The following is a 15,210-nucleotide window of genomic DNA, read 5'->3' as shown; positions in this document are numbered from 1 at the left end:
CCTTATAGAGTCTTTGCAGAGCCGGCCATGGCGTACTGGGCAGTGGGTTGCAGCTGTCGGGCGATGCTGATGATCTTGCGTGCGTAATCAGGATCGGTGGCGTAGCCGGCCTTTTGCAGCTCTCGGGCAAACTGGTCCGGTTTATCGGCAGATGCGACGGCATCTTTATAGCGGCCGTTGTCCTGCAGCAGGCTGACCAGGTCGTGGAAGCTGTCGGCATAGGAGTCGTAGGAACGGAATGCCGCGCGCTCCTTGACGAACTTGCCATCGCGGAACTCGCTGGTGATGGCACTGGCTTCGCCGCCCTGCCACTTGCCGGTGGCCTTGATGCCGAACAGGTTGTGGCTGCTGCTGCCATCGCTGTTGCGCATCACCGACTTGCCCCAACCGGTTTCCAGTGCGGCCTGGGCCACCAGGTAACGCGGATCGATGCCGATGCGCTTGGCCGCCTCTTCGGCCATGGGCAGCATGGTGCGCACGAACTCGTCGCTGCCGGAGAAGGCCTTCTGCGGGGCCAGTGGCGGTTGCGCCACGGCGCGCCCGACGATCTGCAGGCCGTTGGCGGCCGGCACGGCCAGCGTGGGCGCCGGCCTTGCGCTGTGACCGACTGCACTGTCGCGGCCCAGCCGTGGTGCGGCGTCAGCCGCGCGGGGGTCGCTCGCAGACGGCACGATGCCGGCCAGCAGGCGGTCGGTGAGCTTGCCCGGCAGGGCCAGCCGGCGTGAATTGAGCGCCGCCACATCGTTGCGCAAAACACCGCTCTGGCCGCTGGTGCCGGGCGCCGCGACCTGCGCGCCCCACAGTGTCGGCGCGTGGCCGCCCCGCGGGAACGGGCTGGCTGCGGCGCTGGCAGCGCTGGCTTTGGTCTTGGACAACTGGCGCACCAGCACATCCTGCAATCCGATACCGCCGCCTTCGCGGGACATGCTCACGGCCATCTGCTGGTCGTACATGTCCTGGTACTGCTTGACCGTATCGGTGTTCATCGGGTTGTCGTCGGCGACCACGTTACTGGCCTTGCGCGACGCCTTGAGCATTTCGCTGATGAACAGCGACTCGAACTCCTTGGCCACCTTGCGCACGTTGGCGTCGCTGTCGCGATCGCCATGCTTGAGCGAGCTCAGGCGATTGAGGTCGGTGTAGGCACCACTGTCGGGCGTGTTCGATACCAGGCTCTTGGGCGTCATCGGCGCAGACCTCAGATCACGATCAGGTCGGCTTGCAGGGCGCCGGCCTGTTTCAGGGCTTCGAGAATCGCCATCAGGTCGCCAGGCGCCGCGCCGACCTGGTTCACCGCGCGGACGATCTCATCCAACGTGGTACCCGGACCGAACTTGAACATTGGCTTGGCTTCCTGCTCGGCATTGACCCGCGAGCGCGGCACCACGGCGGTCTGGCCGTTGGAGAAGGCGCCTGGCTGACTGACGATCGGATCTTCGGTGATGGTCACCGTCAGGCTGCCGTGGGTCACCGCGGCCGGTGAAACCTTGACGTTCTGGCCGATGACGATGGTACCGGTGCGCGAGTTGATGATGACCTTGGCCACCGCCTGGCCCGGATCGATTTCCAGGTTTTCCAGAATCGACAGGTAGTCGACGCGCTGGCTAGGGTCCATGGGCGCGGTAACCTGCACCGAACCCCCATCAAGCGCCTGGGCCACCCCTGGGCCAAGCAGTTCGTTGACCTTGTCGACGATGTGCTTGGCGGTGGTGAAGTCGGGGCGATTGAGGTTCAAGGTCAGTCTGTTGCCCTGGTTGAAGCCGCTGGGCACGGTGCGTTCCACCGAGGCGCCACCGGGAATGCGTCCTGCCGACGGCACGTTGACGGTGATCTTCGAGCCATCACGGCCTTCGGCATCGAAGCCACCGACCACCAGGTTGCCCTGGGCGATGGCATAGACATTGCCGTCGATGCCCTTGAGCGGGGTCATCAGCAGGCTGCCGCCGCGCAGGCTCTTGGAGTTGCCGATGGACGACACGGTGATGTCGACCACCTGCCCGGGCTTGGCGAACGGCGGCAGATCGGCATGCACCGACACCGCGGCGACGTTCTTCAGCTGCACGTTGCCCGACCCCGGCGGCACCTTGATGCCGAACTGGGCCAGCATGTTGTTGAAGGTCTGCAGGGTGAACGGGGTCTGGGTGGTCTGGTCACCGGTGCCGTTCAGGCCCACGACCAGGCCGTAGCCGATCAACTGGTTGCTGCGCACGCCGGAAATGCTGGCGATGTCCTTGAGACGTTCGGCGTGGGCGGCGAACGCGCAGGTGAACAGCAGGGTCGCGGCGAGCAGTTGCCTTGCGTTGAACATGGTCGTCGGTACTCAGAAGGGCCAAAGCGGGCTCATGAAAAAGCGGTCCAGCCACCCAGGCTGGCTGGCGTCGGCGAACGAGCCGGTACCCGAATAGGTGATGCGGGCATCGGCGATGCGGGTGGACGACACGGTGTTGTCGGTGGCGATGTCATCGGCCCGCACCAGCCCGGCAATACGCACCAGCTCGTCACCGGTGTTGAGGGTCATCCACTTCTCGCCCCGTACCGAGATGATGCCGTTGGGCAGCACGTCGGCCACGGTCACGGTGATCGAACCGGTCAGGGTATTGCCCTGGTTGGCCTTGCTGTCGCCTTTGGTCGAGCGATCGCCGCTGTAGCCGCCGCTGAGCGACAGGTCGCCGCCACCGAACGGGTTGTTGGTGGTCGCCGAACTGCCGAACAGCGAGGTCAGACCGAGCTTGGCCTTGCTGTTCTTGGCGATCTGCGAGCCTGCGTTCTTGCTCGCCGAGGTGCGCTCGTTGAGGGTGATGGTGATGATGTCACCGACGCGGAACGCTTTGCGATCGCTGTACAGGTTCTGCTCGAAGCCAGCCTGGTAAATCGAGCCGTTGTTGGCCGCGGCCGGCAGCGGCGTGCGCGGCAGGACTGGGGCGTAATACGGGTCGTTGGGCTTGGCGGCGGGCGCCACGCACCCGACCAGCGACACGGTTCCTGCCAGGGCGAACACGGACAACAGACGACTCATGGCGCGTACCTCACGGTGTAACGGGCGCGGGAAACGGGGTTCACAGTTGCTGGGTGACGAACGACAGCATCTTGTCGGCGGTGGAGATGACCTTGGAGTTCATCTCGTAGGCGCGCTGGGTGGTGATCATGTTCACCAGTTCTTCCACGGTGCTGACGTTGGAGTTTTCCAGGGTCATCTGCTGCGTGGTACCGAAGCCGTTCAGGCCCGGGGTGCCAACCTGTGGCGCGCCGCTGGCGGCGGTTTCGAAGAACAGGTTGTTGCCGATGGCCTGCAGGCCGGCCGGGTTGATGAAGTCGGCGGTCTGGATGTTGCCGATCACCTGTGCGGCCGGGTTGCCGGCGGTGGTGATCGAGACAGTGCCGTCCTGGCCCACGGTGAAGGTCTGCGCGTCGTTGGGCACGACCACGGCAGGCTCGAGAGCGAAGCCATTGGCGGTGACGATCTGCCCGTCGGAGTTGAGGTGGAAGGTGCCGTCACGGGTGTATGAGACGGTGCCGTCCGGTTGCAGGACCTGGAAGAAGCCGCGCCCGTTGATCGCCATGTCCAGCGGGTTCTCGGTGGTTTGCAGGCTGCCGGCGGTAAAGCTTTTCTGGGTGCCGACCACGCGCACACCGGTACCGACCTGCAGACCCGAAGGCAGCTCGCTGTCCTGGGTCGACTGGGCACCGGGCTGGCGCTTGACCTGGTACAGCAGGTCCTGGAATTCAGCGCGGTCACGCTTGAAGCCGGTGGTGGAAACGTTGGCCAGGTTGTTGGAAACCACGGTCAGGTTGGTGTCCTGGGCGGACAAGCCGGTCTTGGCGACCCACAGAGCCGGAAGCATTCAGTATTCTCCTGGTGCGCCTGTTTTACGGCGCACGTTCAAGTGTGATCAGCCGATTTGCAAAACACGCGCCATGGCTTCATCGCCTTCCTTGGCCGCGTTCATCATCTTGATGTGCAGCTCGAACTGGCGAGACAGCGACAGCATCGAGGTCATTTCTTCCACTGCGTTGACGTTGCTCGCTTCGAGAAAGCCAGACACCACGCGCACGTTGACGTCGGCATCGGCCGGCTGGCCGCTGCTGGTGTGGATCAGGCCATCGAGGCCCTTCACCAGCCCTTTTGTGTCGGGATTGACCAGCTTGATGCGGTCGACCTGAGCCATCACCCGCGGGTCTTCACCCATGGCGCGGATGCTGATGGTGCCGTCGTCACCCACCTCGACCTTCTGCTCCGGCGGCACGGCGATCGGGCCGCCGTTACCCAGCACCGGCATGCCGTTGCCGGCACGCAGCACGCCGAGGGCGTCGATGTTCAGGCTGCCGGTGCGCACATAAGCCTCGCTGCCGTCGGGCGCCTGCACGGCCATGAACCCAGAGCCCGAAACGGCCACGTCCAGCTCGCGCCCGGTCTCGATCATCGCCCCAGCGGAGAAGTCGGTGGCCGGCCGCTCGGTCATGGCGTAGGCGCGCGACGGAAAGCTGTCACCGAACACCGGCATCGATCGCGCCTGCTCCAGATCACGCTGGAAACCGGTGGTGGAAATGTTCGCCAGGTTGTTGGCATGGGCCTGCTGGGCCAATGCGTTCTGGCTGGCGCCGGTCATGGCCACGTAAAGCATCTTGTCCACGGATGATCCTCTGTGTTCGAAGCGCAACGTTGTCGCTGTGCTCGGCATCAAGCAAGGATCGAACCAACTTGGCGAAAGCCTTGTTTTACGGGGGTTCGAGCAGGACAGAGAGCGTCAGAGTGTCGGTTTGCTGGCAACTTCTTGCCAGGCGCCGGCAAGCCGGCTCAGCGCGGCCGGCAGCCGGCGTTGTCGAAGGGCCCGGCATGCCACACCCAGCCCTCGCCTGGCTTGTGCTGGCTGCACAGGTAGCGGCCGGTGAGCTTGCTTTGCCACAGCTGAAAAGGCGCAGGCGCGGCCTGTACCCAGGCATGGCCGAGCAGCAGGCAGAACACGCTGATGAGAAAGGCTTTTTTCATGAAGGATTCGCGCCGACCCACAAGCCGGTGGCCGCCGTAGCGGCGCACCCGCCTGAAGCCGCGTCACGCCATCTGGATGATGGTCTGCAGGATGGTGTTCTCGGTCGAGATGGTCTTGGCGTTGGCCTGGTAGTTGCTCTGCGCCTTGATCAGGTTGACCAGCTCGCCGGTGAGGTCGACGTTGGAGTCTTCCAGCGCGCCGCCAGTGATCTTGCCCAGGGTGCCGGTGTCCGGCTCGCCCACCACCGGCACGCCGGAGGCATACGACTCTTTCCATGCCGTGCCACCGACCGGGGTCAGGCCCTGCAGGTTGGCGAAGGTGGCCATCGCCACCTGGCCAATGACCTTGTCACGGCCATTGGTGAAGCTGGCGAACAGGTTGCCGCTGGTGTCCACCGCAAGGCCGGACAGCTCACCGGTGGCATAGCCATCCTGGGTCTTGGCGGTGGTCGCCGAGGCGGCGTTGTACTGGGTGGTGGCGAGCATGTCCAGGCGCACCCCGGTCGGGTTGGCCGTGGCGCCGTTGCTCGCCCAGTCGCCCAGGGCGTTCTTGTGACCCGGCACCCAGCCATCGACCTGGAAGGTCTTGTCGGTACCGATCGACAGACCGCCTGTCACCGGACCTGCGGTCATGGCGTCTACATCCAACGAACCATCGGACTTGAACGGCAGGTTGTTGACCAGCGGCGTGGTGTTGGTCGGGTCGGTCGGGTTGCGGCCGTTGACCGTGGTGTACATGGTCCACGAGTTGCTGACCGTGTCACGCACGAAGTACTGATTCAGCTGGTGCAGGTTGCCTTGGCTGTCGTACAGCTCGGTGTTGAACGTATGGTTGTAGCTGTCGACGTCAGCCGGGTTGAACGGGGTGACCTTGGGCGCGGTGGCGGTGGAATTGAGGTTGAGGGTCTCGCTGATCTTCGAGGTCGGCTTGGGCGCCAGGTTCGAAGTGTCGATCTGCAGATCGGTCAGCGCACCACGCACCACCTTGCCCTCGGCATCGACAGGATAACCCTGCAGATTGGCACCAGAGGCATTGACGATCTTGCCGTCCTTGTCGCTGTAGAACGCGCCGGCGCGGGTGTAGATGCGCGAGCCGTTGTCGTCCATGGCGAAGAAGCCATTGCCGTCGATGGCAAGGTCCAGGCTCTTGCCAGTGCTGACGATGTTGCCCGAGCTGAACATCTGCGATACCGCGGCGGTACGCACGCCGCTGCCGACATCGGTGCGGCCGCTGGTGCCGCGTACCGAGGCCGAATACTGGTCGGCGAACTCGGCGCGCGAGGACTTGAAGCCGGTGGTCGCCACGTTGGCGATGTTGTTACCGGTGACGTTGAGGGCCTTGTTGGCTGCATACAGCCCGCTCAGTCCGATATTGAAAGACATTTACTCACTCCTGCCGACGTCGGTCGGCCCTCAGATTCCGATCACTTGGACTTTCGACAGGGGCACACTGCCCAGCCCTGCCAGGTTCAACATCATTTCGCTGCCGTTGACGCCGGTGGTAACGCTGTTGACCGTGGCTGGCAGGTTGGTGGTCATGGCGGTGGCGGTGCCCTTGATATCGGCCGTGGCCTTGAAGGTGTAGGCACCGGCTGGCGCCACTTCGCCCTTGGCATCGCGGCCATCCCACGTGAACTCGGCCAGCCCGCCGCTCTTGCTGCCCAGATCGAGGGTACGCACCAGGTCGCCCTGGCTGTTGTACACGCCCACCTTGACCGCCGTGCTCGAGGCGCTGAGGTTGACCGAGCCCTTCATGTCCTTGCTGGTATCGACGCTGGCGGTGTCGGTCTGCACCACCACGTTGCGCCCGACCAGCGACGACGCCTGCAAGGCGGTGGACGACTGGAAGCCCTGGAGAATGCTGTTCACCGAGCTGTTCAGGGTCTGCATGCTTTCCAGGCTGCTGAACTGCGCCAGCTGGGCGACGAACTCGCCGTTCTGCTGCGGATCGAGCGGGTTCTGGTTTTTCATCTGGGTCACCAGCAACTGCAGGAACGCGTCCTTGCCCAACGCGCTGCCGGCGGTGCCGCTGCTGGCGTTTGTGGAGGAGCGCTGCTGTTGCAGTGAGGTCAGGTAGCTTGAACCGTTGACGCTGTCTGTGCTGTTCATGGCGATATCCCGCTTACTGACCCAGGGTCAGGACTTTCTGCATCATGGTCTTGGCCGTGTTCATCAGCTCGGCGTTGGTCTGGAACGAGCGGCTGGCGGAAATCATGTCAGCCATTTCCTGCACCACGTTGACGTTGGGGTAGTAGACGTAGCCGTCCTTGTTCGCCGCCGGGTGGTTGGGCTCGTAGCGCGCCTGCAGATCGCTCTGGTCCTCGACGATGCCGGTGACCTGCACGCCGCGTCCGGCCTGGCCCTGGTCCTCGAACAACGATTGCCCGGCGCCGTTTTGCGCCTGCTCGAAGGTGGTGGCGAACACCGGGTGGCGGGCGCGGTAGGTCTGATCGATGCTCGAGGACACGGTTTCGGCGTTGGCGATGTTCGACGCCACGGTGTTGAGCCGGGTGTTCTGCGCGCTCATGCCGCTACCGGCGATATTGAAGACGTTGGCAAGGGACATGGTCACTCTCCGCGCAGGGCCGATACCAGCCCTTTGAATTTGCTGTTGAGCAGAGTGAAGCTGGCCTGGAAGTCCAGCGCGTTTTGCGCATAGTTGGACTGCTCCATCTGCGCATCGACGGTGTTCTGGTCAATCGACGGCTGGGTCGGAATGCGGTACATCAGCGCTTCGTCAGCGCCGCTCAGGCCCTCGGCTTCGATGTGCCTGCCGTTGGTGCGGGTCAGTGCCACGCGGCCGTTGTCCTGCTTCTGCGCCTCGGCTGCCAGCACTGCCGAGAAGTCAAGATCGCGGGCCTTGTAATTGGGCGTGTCGGCGTTGGTGATGTTGTTGGCCAACACCTCAGCCCGCTGGGCGCGAAAATTCATCGCCTGCTGGTGGATGCCGAGCGCCTTGTCGAAGTTGATGCTCATGTCGGGGAACCTGCGCAGGTTGACCGGAAATAGGTTGAGCGAAACTTAGCAAGCGCTGTGCCAAACCGGCAAAAGCCTTGCCGGCCGTGGGGTTGAATGGCTGAGCCGCAACTCTGCTCGCCAGAAAAGCGGCAAAACCCTGCCGCCGGGATGGCAGCAGGCGGCAAAAGCAGGTTGGCGCACGGGGCGCAGCAGAATTTTGACGGGGCGTCAGCAGGTGCTGGTCAGCCAAGGGGGCGCGGCCGCTGTCAAAGCCGCGGCCATGGGGCTCACTTGGCCTGGTAGATGATGCCTGGGCTGCACTGCACCATCTGATAGTGGTCCGGCAGGCCGTTGAGGGCCTCGGAAGCGCCGAGGAACAAATAACCGCCCGGCTTGAGGGTGCCGTGAATGCGCATGAGAATGTCTTTCTTCACCTGGGCCGAGAAGTAGATCAGCACGTTACGGCAGAACACCACATCGAACTTGCCCAGTGCGGCGTAGCTGTCGAGCAGGTTGAACGCACGAAACTCGACGCGGCTGCGAATCGCCGGCTTGACCGCGTAGCGACCGGCGCCCTTGCTGTCGAAATAGCGCTGCAAACGTTCAGGCGACAGGCCGCGGGCAATCGCCAGGCTGTCGTACTCGCCGGTGCGGCAGTTGTTGAGCATCAGCCCGGATAGATCGGTGGCAACGATCTGCGCCCCCATCTTCAACTGGCCAAGGTTGCTGCGCTCGAACTCATCGAGGGTCATCGACAACGAGTACGGCTCCTGCCCCGACGAGCAGGCCGCCGACCAGATGCGCAGACGCTGGCCCGGGTTGTTCTTGATGAACTCGGGAATCACCCGGTTCTTCATCACTTCGAAGGGATAGTTGTCACGAAACCACAGGGTTTCGTTGGTGGTCATGGCATCGACCACCTGCTCGCGCAGACCGCCGCGCGGCTGGGTCTGGATGCGCTGCACCAGCTCGCCGAGGGACTTGATGCCCTGCTGCTCCATCAGTTTGTTGAGGCGGCTGGAAACCAGGTACTGCTTGTTGTCACCCAACAGGATGCCACAGGCTTTTTCCAGGAAGACCCTGAACTGCTCGAAATCTGAAGTCGCCGTAGACACTGTTGCCGCCCCTCTCAAATCACAGGTGCCGGGAGCAGCGCCCCCGGACATTTCAATGTGTTGCCTTGATCCGATCGACCACGCGCTGGGCAAGGTCGTCCGGCTTGAACTTGGCAAGGAAGTCATCCGCACCGACTTTCTTGACCATCGCCTGGTTGAACACGCCGGACAGCGAAGTATGCAGGACGATGTGCAGTTTTTGCATGCGAGGATCGCTGCGAATGGCGGCGGTCAGGGTGTAGCCATCCATTTCCGGCATCTCGATGTCCGAGATCATCATCAGGAATTCTTCTTCCGGATGCTTGCCCTCATCGAGTAAGCCGTGCAGGTAATCCAGCGCCTGACGCCCGTCGTTGAGCGCCACCACTTCGACGCCTACGGTTTGCAGGCAACGGCTGACCTGCTTGCGTGCCACCGAAGAGTCATCGACGGTGAGCACCCGCAGCATGACCGCCTTGTCCTGCACCTCGGCATCGATCACGCCGGCCGACACCGATTCGGAGGTTGGCGCCACTTCGGCCAGCACCTTCTCGACGTCGATGATCTCGACCATCTTGTTATCCACCCGGGTCACCGCGGTCAGGTAGTGGTCGCGGCCCGTGCCACGGGGTGGCGGATGGATCTCCTCCCAGTTCATGTTGACGATGCGTTCTACCGAATGCACCAGAAAGCCTTGGGTCTTGGTGTTGTACTCGGTGATGATCACGAAGCTGTTGCTGATCTCTTCCTGAAGCCCCGGCAGGCCGGTGGCCATGGACAGATCGAGGATCGGAATGGTCGCCCCGCGAATGTTCGCCACACCGCGCACCACCGGGTGCGACTTGGGCAACACGGTCAGCGGCGGGCATTGCAGCACCTCGCGCACCTTGAACACGTTGATGCCGTACAGCTGCGCGCCGTTCAGACGGAACAGCAGCAGCTCAAGACGATTCTGCCCCACCAGCTGTGTGCGCTGATTGACCGAATCCATTACTCCCGCCATGCCAGACTCCTCTACCTTTCAGCCCTGACTACCAAGTCGGCACGGGCTTTGCTTTTTTGAGCGTCATGCACATGAAAACGACGATTTTCCGACGACTGACGCAACTGCTGAGCGCCCCACTGGCGGCTCTGTGCCTGCTGGCACCGGGCGCCAAGGCGCTGGCGCAGGCGTTTACCTCGCCTGAACAGCTTATCGGCGTGACGCAGGGATTTCTTGAGTTCGCCGTCGAGGATTATCTGGCCACCACGCAGACCCCGGGGCGGTATGAAATCGCAGTCAACCCGCTCGACCCACGCCTGCGCATGCCGCAGTGCAGCCAAGCGCTTGACGCCTCGCTGGAAAGTCCGGCGCAGCCGCTGGGCCGAGTGACGGTACGGGTGCGTTGCGCCGGCAGCGGACCCTGGACGGTATTCGTCCCGGCCACCGTGCGCCTGCACCGCGACGTGGTGGTGATGGTGCGCCCGCTCAAGCGCGAAAGCGTCATCGGCGCAGGCGACGTGGCGCTGCGCGAACGTGACGTCGGCACCCTCAAGCAGGGGTTCATCACTGAACTCGATCAGGCGGTGGGCATGAAGCTGCTGCGCCCGACCGTACTCGACCAGGTACTGACGCCGCAGCATCTGGAGCAGGCCGAACTGATTCGCAAGGGCGACCATGTGGTGATCGTCGCCCGCAGCGGCAGCCTCAGCGTGCGCATGCCCGGCGAGGCGCTGAGCAAGGGGGGGCTGGCCGAACAGATTCGCGTACGCAACCTCAATTCCAAGCGGGTCGTGAAGGCACGCGTGACCGCGCCCGGACAAGTGGAAGTCGCCATGTAGGACAAACGCTGGCAGGAACGTGGTGCTTTTCCTAAACTGTGCGGCACCGCACAGTACGTAGCCGTTGATCGAGGTCAACGCAGGAGTGCCTAAAGTTTTGCCTGGGATGGCCGAAAACAAGGCAAGCGTCCATATCCCCAGAGGTTTCCGATCATGGTCATCGACTTCAGTCGTTTGAATAACACACCCGCCCCGAGCGGCGGTGTGCGCGGCAATGCCGCTGCCGGCCCCGCTGAGAAAGCTGCGGGCGCCACCGATGCCAAGCCCGCCAGCGCCACCAGCAGTGGCGAGGCCGTGCACCTGAGCCCCGAGGCCCAGCAGTTGCAGAAAATCACTGACACCCTGCGCGAGCAGCCAGTGGTCGACAGCGCCCGCGTGGCGCAACTGAAGCAGGCCATCGCCGATGGCAGCTATCAGGTCGATGCCGGACGCGTCGCCAGCAAGATGCTCGATTTCGAAGCTCAGCGCTGAGTTCGGCGCGCTGGCCTTCACGGACGCCAACGTAATGAGTGAGCCATGCCCGACACCACCCTGCTGCACCTGATCGAACAGGACATCGCCCCGACCCAGGAGCTGCTCGAGTTGCTGCAAAGCGAAGCCGTGGCCCTGCATGGCCGCGACATGCCGCTGCTGGAGACGATCCTGGCGCGCAAGCAGTCGTTGATCGTGCTGCTCGAACAGCATGGCCGCAGCCGTGCGCAGTTGCTTGGCGAATTGGGTCTGTCGGCCGACCGCGAAGGCGTGCAGGCTCTGGCTGCTCGGTCGGCACAGGGTGAAGTGCTGATGCAGCGCCTCGACCTGCTCAGCCAACTGCTCGACACCTGCCACCAGGTCAACCAGACCAACGGCCGGATCATCCAGGTGCAGCAACACGTCACCTCCAATCAGCTGCGCATCATCATGGGCGGCGAATCCCCTTCCCTGTACGACAGCCGCGGCGGCACCTCGCCAATGGCGCGACACCGGGCACTGAGCCAGGTGTAATCAGCCCCTATCAAGCCGCGCAGCATGCTGGCAAAATGCCGCAACCTGGATGTGTAGCTTTTTGCCTGGAGATTGTTTCCCCGTGTTCAATGACGCCGATGCTCCTCAGCCGCCGAAGGTGCTGACCACTCCCCTGGAGATCACCGCCAACCTTCGCCAACTGCTGGACAGCCACGATCCGCTGATTCTGACCTTCCCCGAACGTAGCCAGCGTTTCCAGAGCTATGTGGTCAAGGTCGACAAGGACAGCGACCTGCTGGCGCTCGACGAATTGATGCCGCGCGATGGCGAACGCTTCATCGAAAGCGGCGAGCCGTTCCGTATCGAAGGCTTCCACGATGGCGTACGCGTGGCCTGGGAATGCAATCATCCGCTGACCATCACCGAAATCGACGGCCACCGCTGCTACCGCGGCCCGCTGCCGAGCGAAGTGACCTACCACCAGCGACGCAATGCATTTCGCGCAGCGCTGAAACTGTCGCAACTGGTCGACATCGTGGTCGACGGCAGCCACCTCGAGGGTGACGGCCCGCTGCGCGGCAAGCTACTGGACATCTCCGCCACCGGCTGCAAATTGCGCTTCGACAGCGATGTGGAAAGCCGCCTGCAACTGGGCCAGGTGTACGAGCGCTTCAAGGCCGCCACCCCGCTGGGCCTTGCCGATGTGATGGTCGAGCTGCGTCACCTGCATTTCGAAGAACGCATCAACACCACCTTTGCCGGGGTGCGTTTCCACAACCTCAACGGCCCCTCGCAGCGCCGGGTGGAAAGCTTCGTCTATCAGTTGCAGCGTGAAGCGCGCCGCTTCGACAAGGATGATTACTGAGTCGGCCATCCAGGGCCAAGGCCCCTTCTAGCTCCAAGCTCCAAGCTGCTAACTCATAACTTGCAGCTTGCAGCTCATCGCTTTCAACTTAAAACGAGATTAATTGTCATTTGCGGTTGATTTTCATGTAGATTCCGCCCCAACGGATTTCACCATGATCAAGGAGACCACCCGCAATGCGTCTGTCCATCCGCCCTTCCATGACCCTCACCCTAGGCCTGTGGGCCTCGGTGTGCAGCCCGCTGTCCCTCGCGCAGGAAAGCAAGGACGCGAAAGAGGAATCCGAACAGCAGGTCCTGGAACTGGACGCCACCGATGTCTATGCCAACAGCCTGGGCAAGACCACCGAGAACAGTGGTTCCTATACCACTGGCAGCATGAGCGCCGCCACGCGCCTGAACCTATCGATCAAGGAAACGCCGCAGTCGGTGTCGGTGTTGTCACGCCAGCAGCTCGATGACTTTCGCTTGAACACCTTGTCCGAAGCCATGGCCCACGTCACCGGGGTCACCGTGCAGCGCAACGACTCCGAGCGGCCCGCGTATTACTCGCGCGGTTATGCGATCAACAACTTCCAGATCGATGGCATGCTCAACACCTTCTCGGGGCTCAAGTCAGATTCGGACACCATTATCTACGACCGCATCGAAGTGGTCCGCGGCGCCACTGGCCTGACCACCGGCGCCGGTGACCCCTCCGGCACCATCGCCATGGTGCGCAAGCGCCCAACCCATCAGTTGGCGGTGAGCAGCGGCGTGAGTGCCGGCAGCTACGACAACTACTACAGCTACCTGGATGTCGGTGGCCCGCTGGGCTGGGACGGACGCCTGCGCGGCCGCACGGTGCTGGCCTACCGCGACAACAAATCATTCATGGACAACTACGCCAACCAGCGCGAAGTGGCCTATGGCGTGCTGGAAGCCGACCTTACCGACAGCACCGTGCTGGCGGTGGGCTACGACTACCAGAACAAGCACGTACAGGGCAGCACCTGGGGCACCGTGCCGTACTGGAATGCCGACGGCAGCAAAGCCAAGCTGCCGCGCTCGACCAGCATGACCACGCCGTGGTCGTCCTGGCCGCTGAAGGACCAGACCTTCTTCGCCACCCTCGACCAACGCCTGGGCAACGACTGGCTGATGAAGGTGGCCTACACCCATCGCCAGACCGACACCGACGGCAAGGTCTACTACGGCGGCAACGGCTTCCCCGAGGCCGACCGCAGCGGCATGAAAGCGTGGTACCAGCACTTCAGCGGCGAAGAAAAAATGGACGCCCTGGATTTCAACCTCGCAGGCCCCTTCCAACTGCTGGGCCGCAGTCACGACTTCATGGTCGGCTATGGCGAATCGGAGCGGCGCAACAGCGACCCGTACTACATCGGCCTGCCCGTGCCGGACGGCTACGATGAAATCCCCGACTGGAAGTACATGGGCTCGATTCCCAAGTTCTACGACCTCTCCACCGGTCTGGATCGCAGCCGCTCGTACACCCGGCAGAAGGCCGGCTACATCGCCACTCGCCTCAACCCCACCGACCGCCTGCACCTGGTGCTGGGCAGCCGCTATGGCAGTTGGCAAACCCAGCGGCGCAGCTGGAACTACGATGCCAACCTGGTCGGCACCGAGCAGCCGAAAAGCCAGCAGACGCAGAACGATCAGTGGACGCCCTACGCCGGACTGCTCTACGACCTGACCGATGAATTCACCGCGTATGTCAGCTATGCCGACATCTTCAACCCGCAGAACGTGGTCGACGTCAACAAGCAGTACCTGGAGCCCATCGTCGGCAAGGTCTACGAGCTCGGCCTCAAGGGCAGCCTGCTCGATGAGCGCCTCAACCTCAGCACCGCAGTGTTTCGCAGCAAGCAGGACAACGTCGCCGAGGTGGACGACTCGGTGCCGCCGAACGGCAACGAGGTCTACTACAAGAGCGGCGGCAAGGGCATCGTCGTGCAGGGCTTCGAAGCGGAGGTGGCCGGTGAGGTGATGACCGATTGGCAGATGAGCCTGGGCTACAGCTACACCCACGCCCAGACCGCAGACAAGAAACGCAAGAGCACCGAACAACCGCTGAACCTGGTGCGCTTCTCCAGCACCTACAAGATCGATCCGGCGCTGACCGTGGGCGCCAGCGTCGACTGGGAAAGCGACAAGTTCCGCATGGCCAGACGCCCGGTCGGGCGCAACAGTGAAGGCATCATCACCACCCCCGACAAGATCAGCCAGAAGGCCTTCGCCGTGGTCGGCCTGATGGCCCGCTACCAGATCGACGAACACCTGGCGGCGTCGCTCAACGTGAAGAACCTGTTCGATGAGCACTACTACAACAACGTCGGCTTCTACAACGGCGTCTACCACGGCGAACCACGGACCATGATGGTGAGCCTGGACTGGAAGTTGTGAGGCCCATGGCGTAGATCGGCGTGAACGCCATTCGCGGCTGAATCCGCCCCTACGCAAACCCCGTGTAGGAGCGGCTTCAGCCGCGATGGCCGGCACCGCCGGCCCCATGCAGGCAACCGAGCAGCGTGGATTCGA

The 15,210-nt window shown here is 63.1% G+C and carries 17 protein-coding genes; 5 read left to right on the top strand and 12 right to left on the bottom strand.

The window, feature by feature from the left end; translation table 11 throughout:
* Positions 1 to 2: 2 nt before the first annotated feature.
* The 12 genes from flgJ to LK03_RS12310 form a co-directional block, all read right to left on the bottom strand.
* The gene (gene flgJ / locus LK03_RS12365) at positions 3 to 1,187 is read right to left on the bottom strand and encodes a flagellar assembly peptidoglycan hydrolase FlgJ (protein ID WP_038412671.1); all 1,185 of its coding nucleotides are present in this window, start codon (positions 1,185 to 1,187) and stop codon (positions 3 to 5) included.
* An 11-nt stretch (positions 1,188 to 1,198) separates the two neighbouring features.
* Positions 1,199 to 2,308 (bottom strand): flagellar basal body P-ring protein FlgI, encoded by a 1,110-nt coding sequence (locus LK03_RS12360; RefSeq protein WP_038412670.1) that lies wholly within the window; start codon positions 2,306 to 2,308, stop codon positions 1,199 to 1,201.
* 12 nt (positions 2,309 to 2,320) lie between these two features.
* Positions 2,321 to 3,016, bottom strand: coding sequence for a flagellar basal body L-ring protein FlgH (flgH, locus tag LK03_RS12355; protein ID WP_038412669.1), 696 nt, complete (start codon positions 3,014 to 3,016; stop codon positions 2,321 to 2,323).
* 40 nt (positions 3,017 to 3,056) lie between these two features.
* Entirely contained in the window at positions 3,057 to 3,842 is a 786-nt protein-coding gene (gene flgG / locus LK03_RS12350) for a flagellar basal-body rod protein FlgG (RefSeq protein WP_028694556.1), read from the bottom strand.
* A gap of 48 nt (positions 3,843 to 3,890) precedes the next feature.
* Entirely contained in the window at positions 3,891 to 4,631 is a 741-nt protein-coding gene (flgF, locus tag LK03_RS12345; RefSeq protein WP_038412668.1) for a flagellar basal-body rod protein FlgF, read from the bottom strand.
* A gap of 164 nt (positions 4,632 to 4,795) precedes the next feature.
* A complete protein-coding gene (locus LK03_RS12340; protein ID WP_038414705.1) occupies positions 4,796 to 4,987 on the bottom strand; it encodes a hypothetical protein in 192 nt (63 codons plus the stop codon).
* Between the two features lie 63 nt (positions 4,988 to 5,050).
* The gene (flgE, locus tag LK03_RS12335; protein ID WP_038412667.1) at positions 5,051 to 6,370 is read right to left on the bottom strand and encodes a flagellar hook protein FlgE; all 1,320 of its coding nucleotides are present in this window, start codon (positions 6,368 to 6,370) and stop codon (positions 5,051 to 5,053) included.
* A gap of 30 nt (positions 6,371 to 6,400) precedes the next feature.
* The gene (locus LK03_RS12330) at positions 6,401 to 7,096 is read right to left on the bottom strand and encodes a flagellar hook assembly protein FlgD (RefSeq protein WP_038412665.1); all 696 of its coding nucleotides are present in this window, start codon (positions 7,094 to 7,096) and stop codon (positions 6,401 to 6,403) included.
* 13 nt (positions 7,097 to 7,109) lie between these two features.
* Positions 7,110 to 7,553, bottom strand: coding sequence for a flagellar basal body rod protein FlgC (gene flgC / locus LK03_RS12325; protein WP_028694561.1), 444 nt, complete (start codon positions 7,551 to 7,553; stop codon positions 7,110 to 7,112).
* Positions 7,554 to 7,555: 2 nt separating this feature from the next.
* On the bottom strand, positions 7,556 to 7,963 hold the full coding sequence (flgB, locus tag LK03_RS12320; protein ID WP_038412664.1) for a flagellar basal body rod protein FlgB: 408 nt from the start codon (positions 7,961 to 7,963) through the stop codon (positions 7,556 to 7,558).
* Positions 7,964 to 8,232: 269 nt separating this feature from the next.
* A complete protein-coding gene (gene cheR / locus LK03_RS12315; protein ID WP_038412663.1) occupies positions 8,233 to 9,060 on the bottom strand; it encodes a protein-glutamate O-methyltransferase CheR in 828 nt (275 codons plus the stop codon).
* 52 nt (positions 9,061 to 9,112) lie between these two features.
* Entirely contained in the window at positions 9,113 to 10,042 is a 930-nt protein-coding gene (locus tag LK03_RS12310) for a chemotaxis protein CheV (protein ID WP_038412661.1), read from the bottom strand.
* A gap of 65 nt (positions 10,043 to 10,107) precedes the next feature.
* Between LK03_RS12310 and flgA the strand changes: the two genes are divergently transcribed.
* The 5 genes from flgA to LK03_RS12285 all read left to right on the top strand — a co-directional run bounded on the left by flgA (position 10,108) and on the right by LK03_RS12285 (position 15,075).
* A complete protein-coding gene (gene flgA, locus LK03_RS12305) occupies positions 10,108 to 10,860 on the top strand; it encodes a flagellar basal body P-ring formation chaperone FlgA (RefSeq protein ID WP_038412659.1) in 753 nt (250 codons plus the stop codon).
* Between the two features lie 153 nt (positions 10,861 to 11,013).
* Positions 11,014 to 11,331, top strand: a complete 318-nt coding sequence (gene flgM / locus LK03_RS12300; protein ID WP_038412658.1) for a flagellar biosynthesis anti-sigma factor FlgM — start codon at positions 11,014 to 11,016, stop codon at positions 11,329 to 11,331.
* Positions 11,332 to 11,376: 45 nt separating this feature from the next.
* Complete coding sequence (locus LK03_RS12295; protein ID WP_038412657.1) at positions 11,377 to 11,844, top strand: flagella synthesis protein FlgN; 468 nt, start codon at positions 11,377 to 11,379, stop codon at positions 11,842 to 11,844.
* Positions 11,845 to 11,893: 49 nt separating this feature from the next.
* Positions 11,894 to 12,670, top strand: a complete 777-nt coding sequence (locus LK03_RS12290; RefSeq protein ID WP_205621214.1) for a flagellar brake protein — start codon at positions 11,894 to 11,896, stop codon at positions 12,668 to 12,670.
* Positions 12,671 to 12,846: 176 nt separating this feature from the next.
* Entirely contained in the window at positions 12,847 to 15,075 is a 2,229-nt protein-coding gene (locus LK03_RS12285; RefSeq protein ID WP_038412655.1) for a TonB-dependent siderophore receptor, read from the top strand.
* Positions 15,076 to 15,210 lie beyond the last annotated feature (135 nt).

It is taken from the genome of Pseudomonas cremoricolorata, from assembly GCF_000759535.1.
GTDB lineage: Bacteria > Pseudomonadota > Gammaproteobacteria > Pseudomonadales > Pseudomonadaceae > Aquipseudomonas > Aquipseudomonas cremoricolorata_A.
Note: the sequence above shows the minus strand (reverse complement) of the source record. Positions and strands in the feature narration are given on the sequence as shown.

Excerpts from the sequence above, each read along its gene's own strand:
- LK03_RS12310 (WP_038412661.1), bottom strand. The coding sequence starts at position 10,042 with ATGGCGGGAGTAATGGATTCGGTCAATCAGCGCACACAGCTGGTGGGG.
- LK03_RS12285 (WP_038412655.1), top strand. The coding sequence starts at position 12,847 with ATGCGTCTGTCCATCCGCCCTTCCATGACCCTCACCCTAGGCCTGTGG.
- flgC (WP_028694561.1), bottom strand. The coding sequence starts at position 7,553 with ATGTCCCTTGCCAACGTCTTCAATATCGCCGGTAGCGGCATGAGCGCG.
- flgM (WP_038412658.1), top strand. The coding sequence starts at position 11,014 with ATGGTCATCGACTTCAGTCGTTTGAATAACACACCCGCCCCGAGCGGC.
- flgE (WP_038412667.1), bottom strand. The coding sequence starts at position 6,370 with ATGTCTTTCAATATCGGACTGAGCGGGCTGTATGCAGCCAACAAGGCC.
- flgB (WP_038412664.1), bottom strand. The coding sequence starts at position 7,963 with ATGAGCATCAACTTCGACAAGGCGCTCGGCATCCACCAGCAGGCGATG.
- flgA (WP_038412659.1), top strand. The coding sequence starts at position 10,108 with ATGCACATGAAAACGACGATTTTCCGACGACTGACGCAACTGCTGAGC.
- LK03_RS12330 (WP_038412665.1), bottom strand. The coding sequence starts at position 7,096 with ATGAACAGCACAGACAGCGTCAACGGTTCAAGCTACCTGACCTCACTG.
- LK03_RS12295 (WP_038412657.1), top strand. The coding sequence starts at position 11,377 with ATGCCCGACACCACCCTGCTGCACCTGATCGAACAGGACATCGCCCCG.
- flgG (WP_028694556.1), bottom strand. The coding sequence starts at position 3,842 with ATGCTTCCGGCTCTGTGGGTCGCCAAGACCGGCTTGTCCGCCCAGGAC.
- flgH (WP_038412669.1), bottom strand. The coding sequence starts at position 3,016 with ATGAGTCGTCTGTTGTCCGTGTTCGCCCTGGCAGGAACCGTGTCGCTG.
- LK03_RS12290 (WP_205621214.1), top strand. The coding sequence starts at position 11,894 with ATGTGTAGCTTTTTGCCTGGAGATTGTTTCCCCGTGTTCAATGACGCC.
- LK03_RS12340 (WP_038414705.1), bottom strand. The coding sequence starts at position 4,987 with ATGAAAAAAGCCTTTCTCATCAGCGTGTTCTGCCTGCTGCTCGGCCAT.
- flgJ (WP_038412671.1), bottom strand. The coding sequence starts at position 1,187 with ATGACGCCCAAGAGCCTGGTATCGAACACGCCCGACAGTGGTGCCTAC.
- LK03_RS12360 (WP_038412670.1), bottom strand. The coding sequence starts at position 2,308 with ATGTTCAACGCAAGGCAACTGCTCGCCGCGACCCTGCTGTTCACCTGC.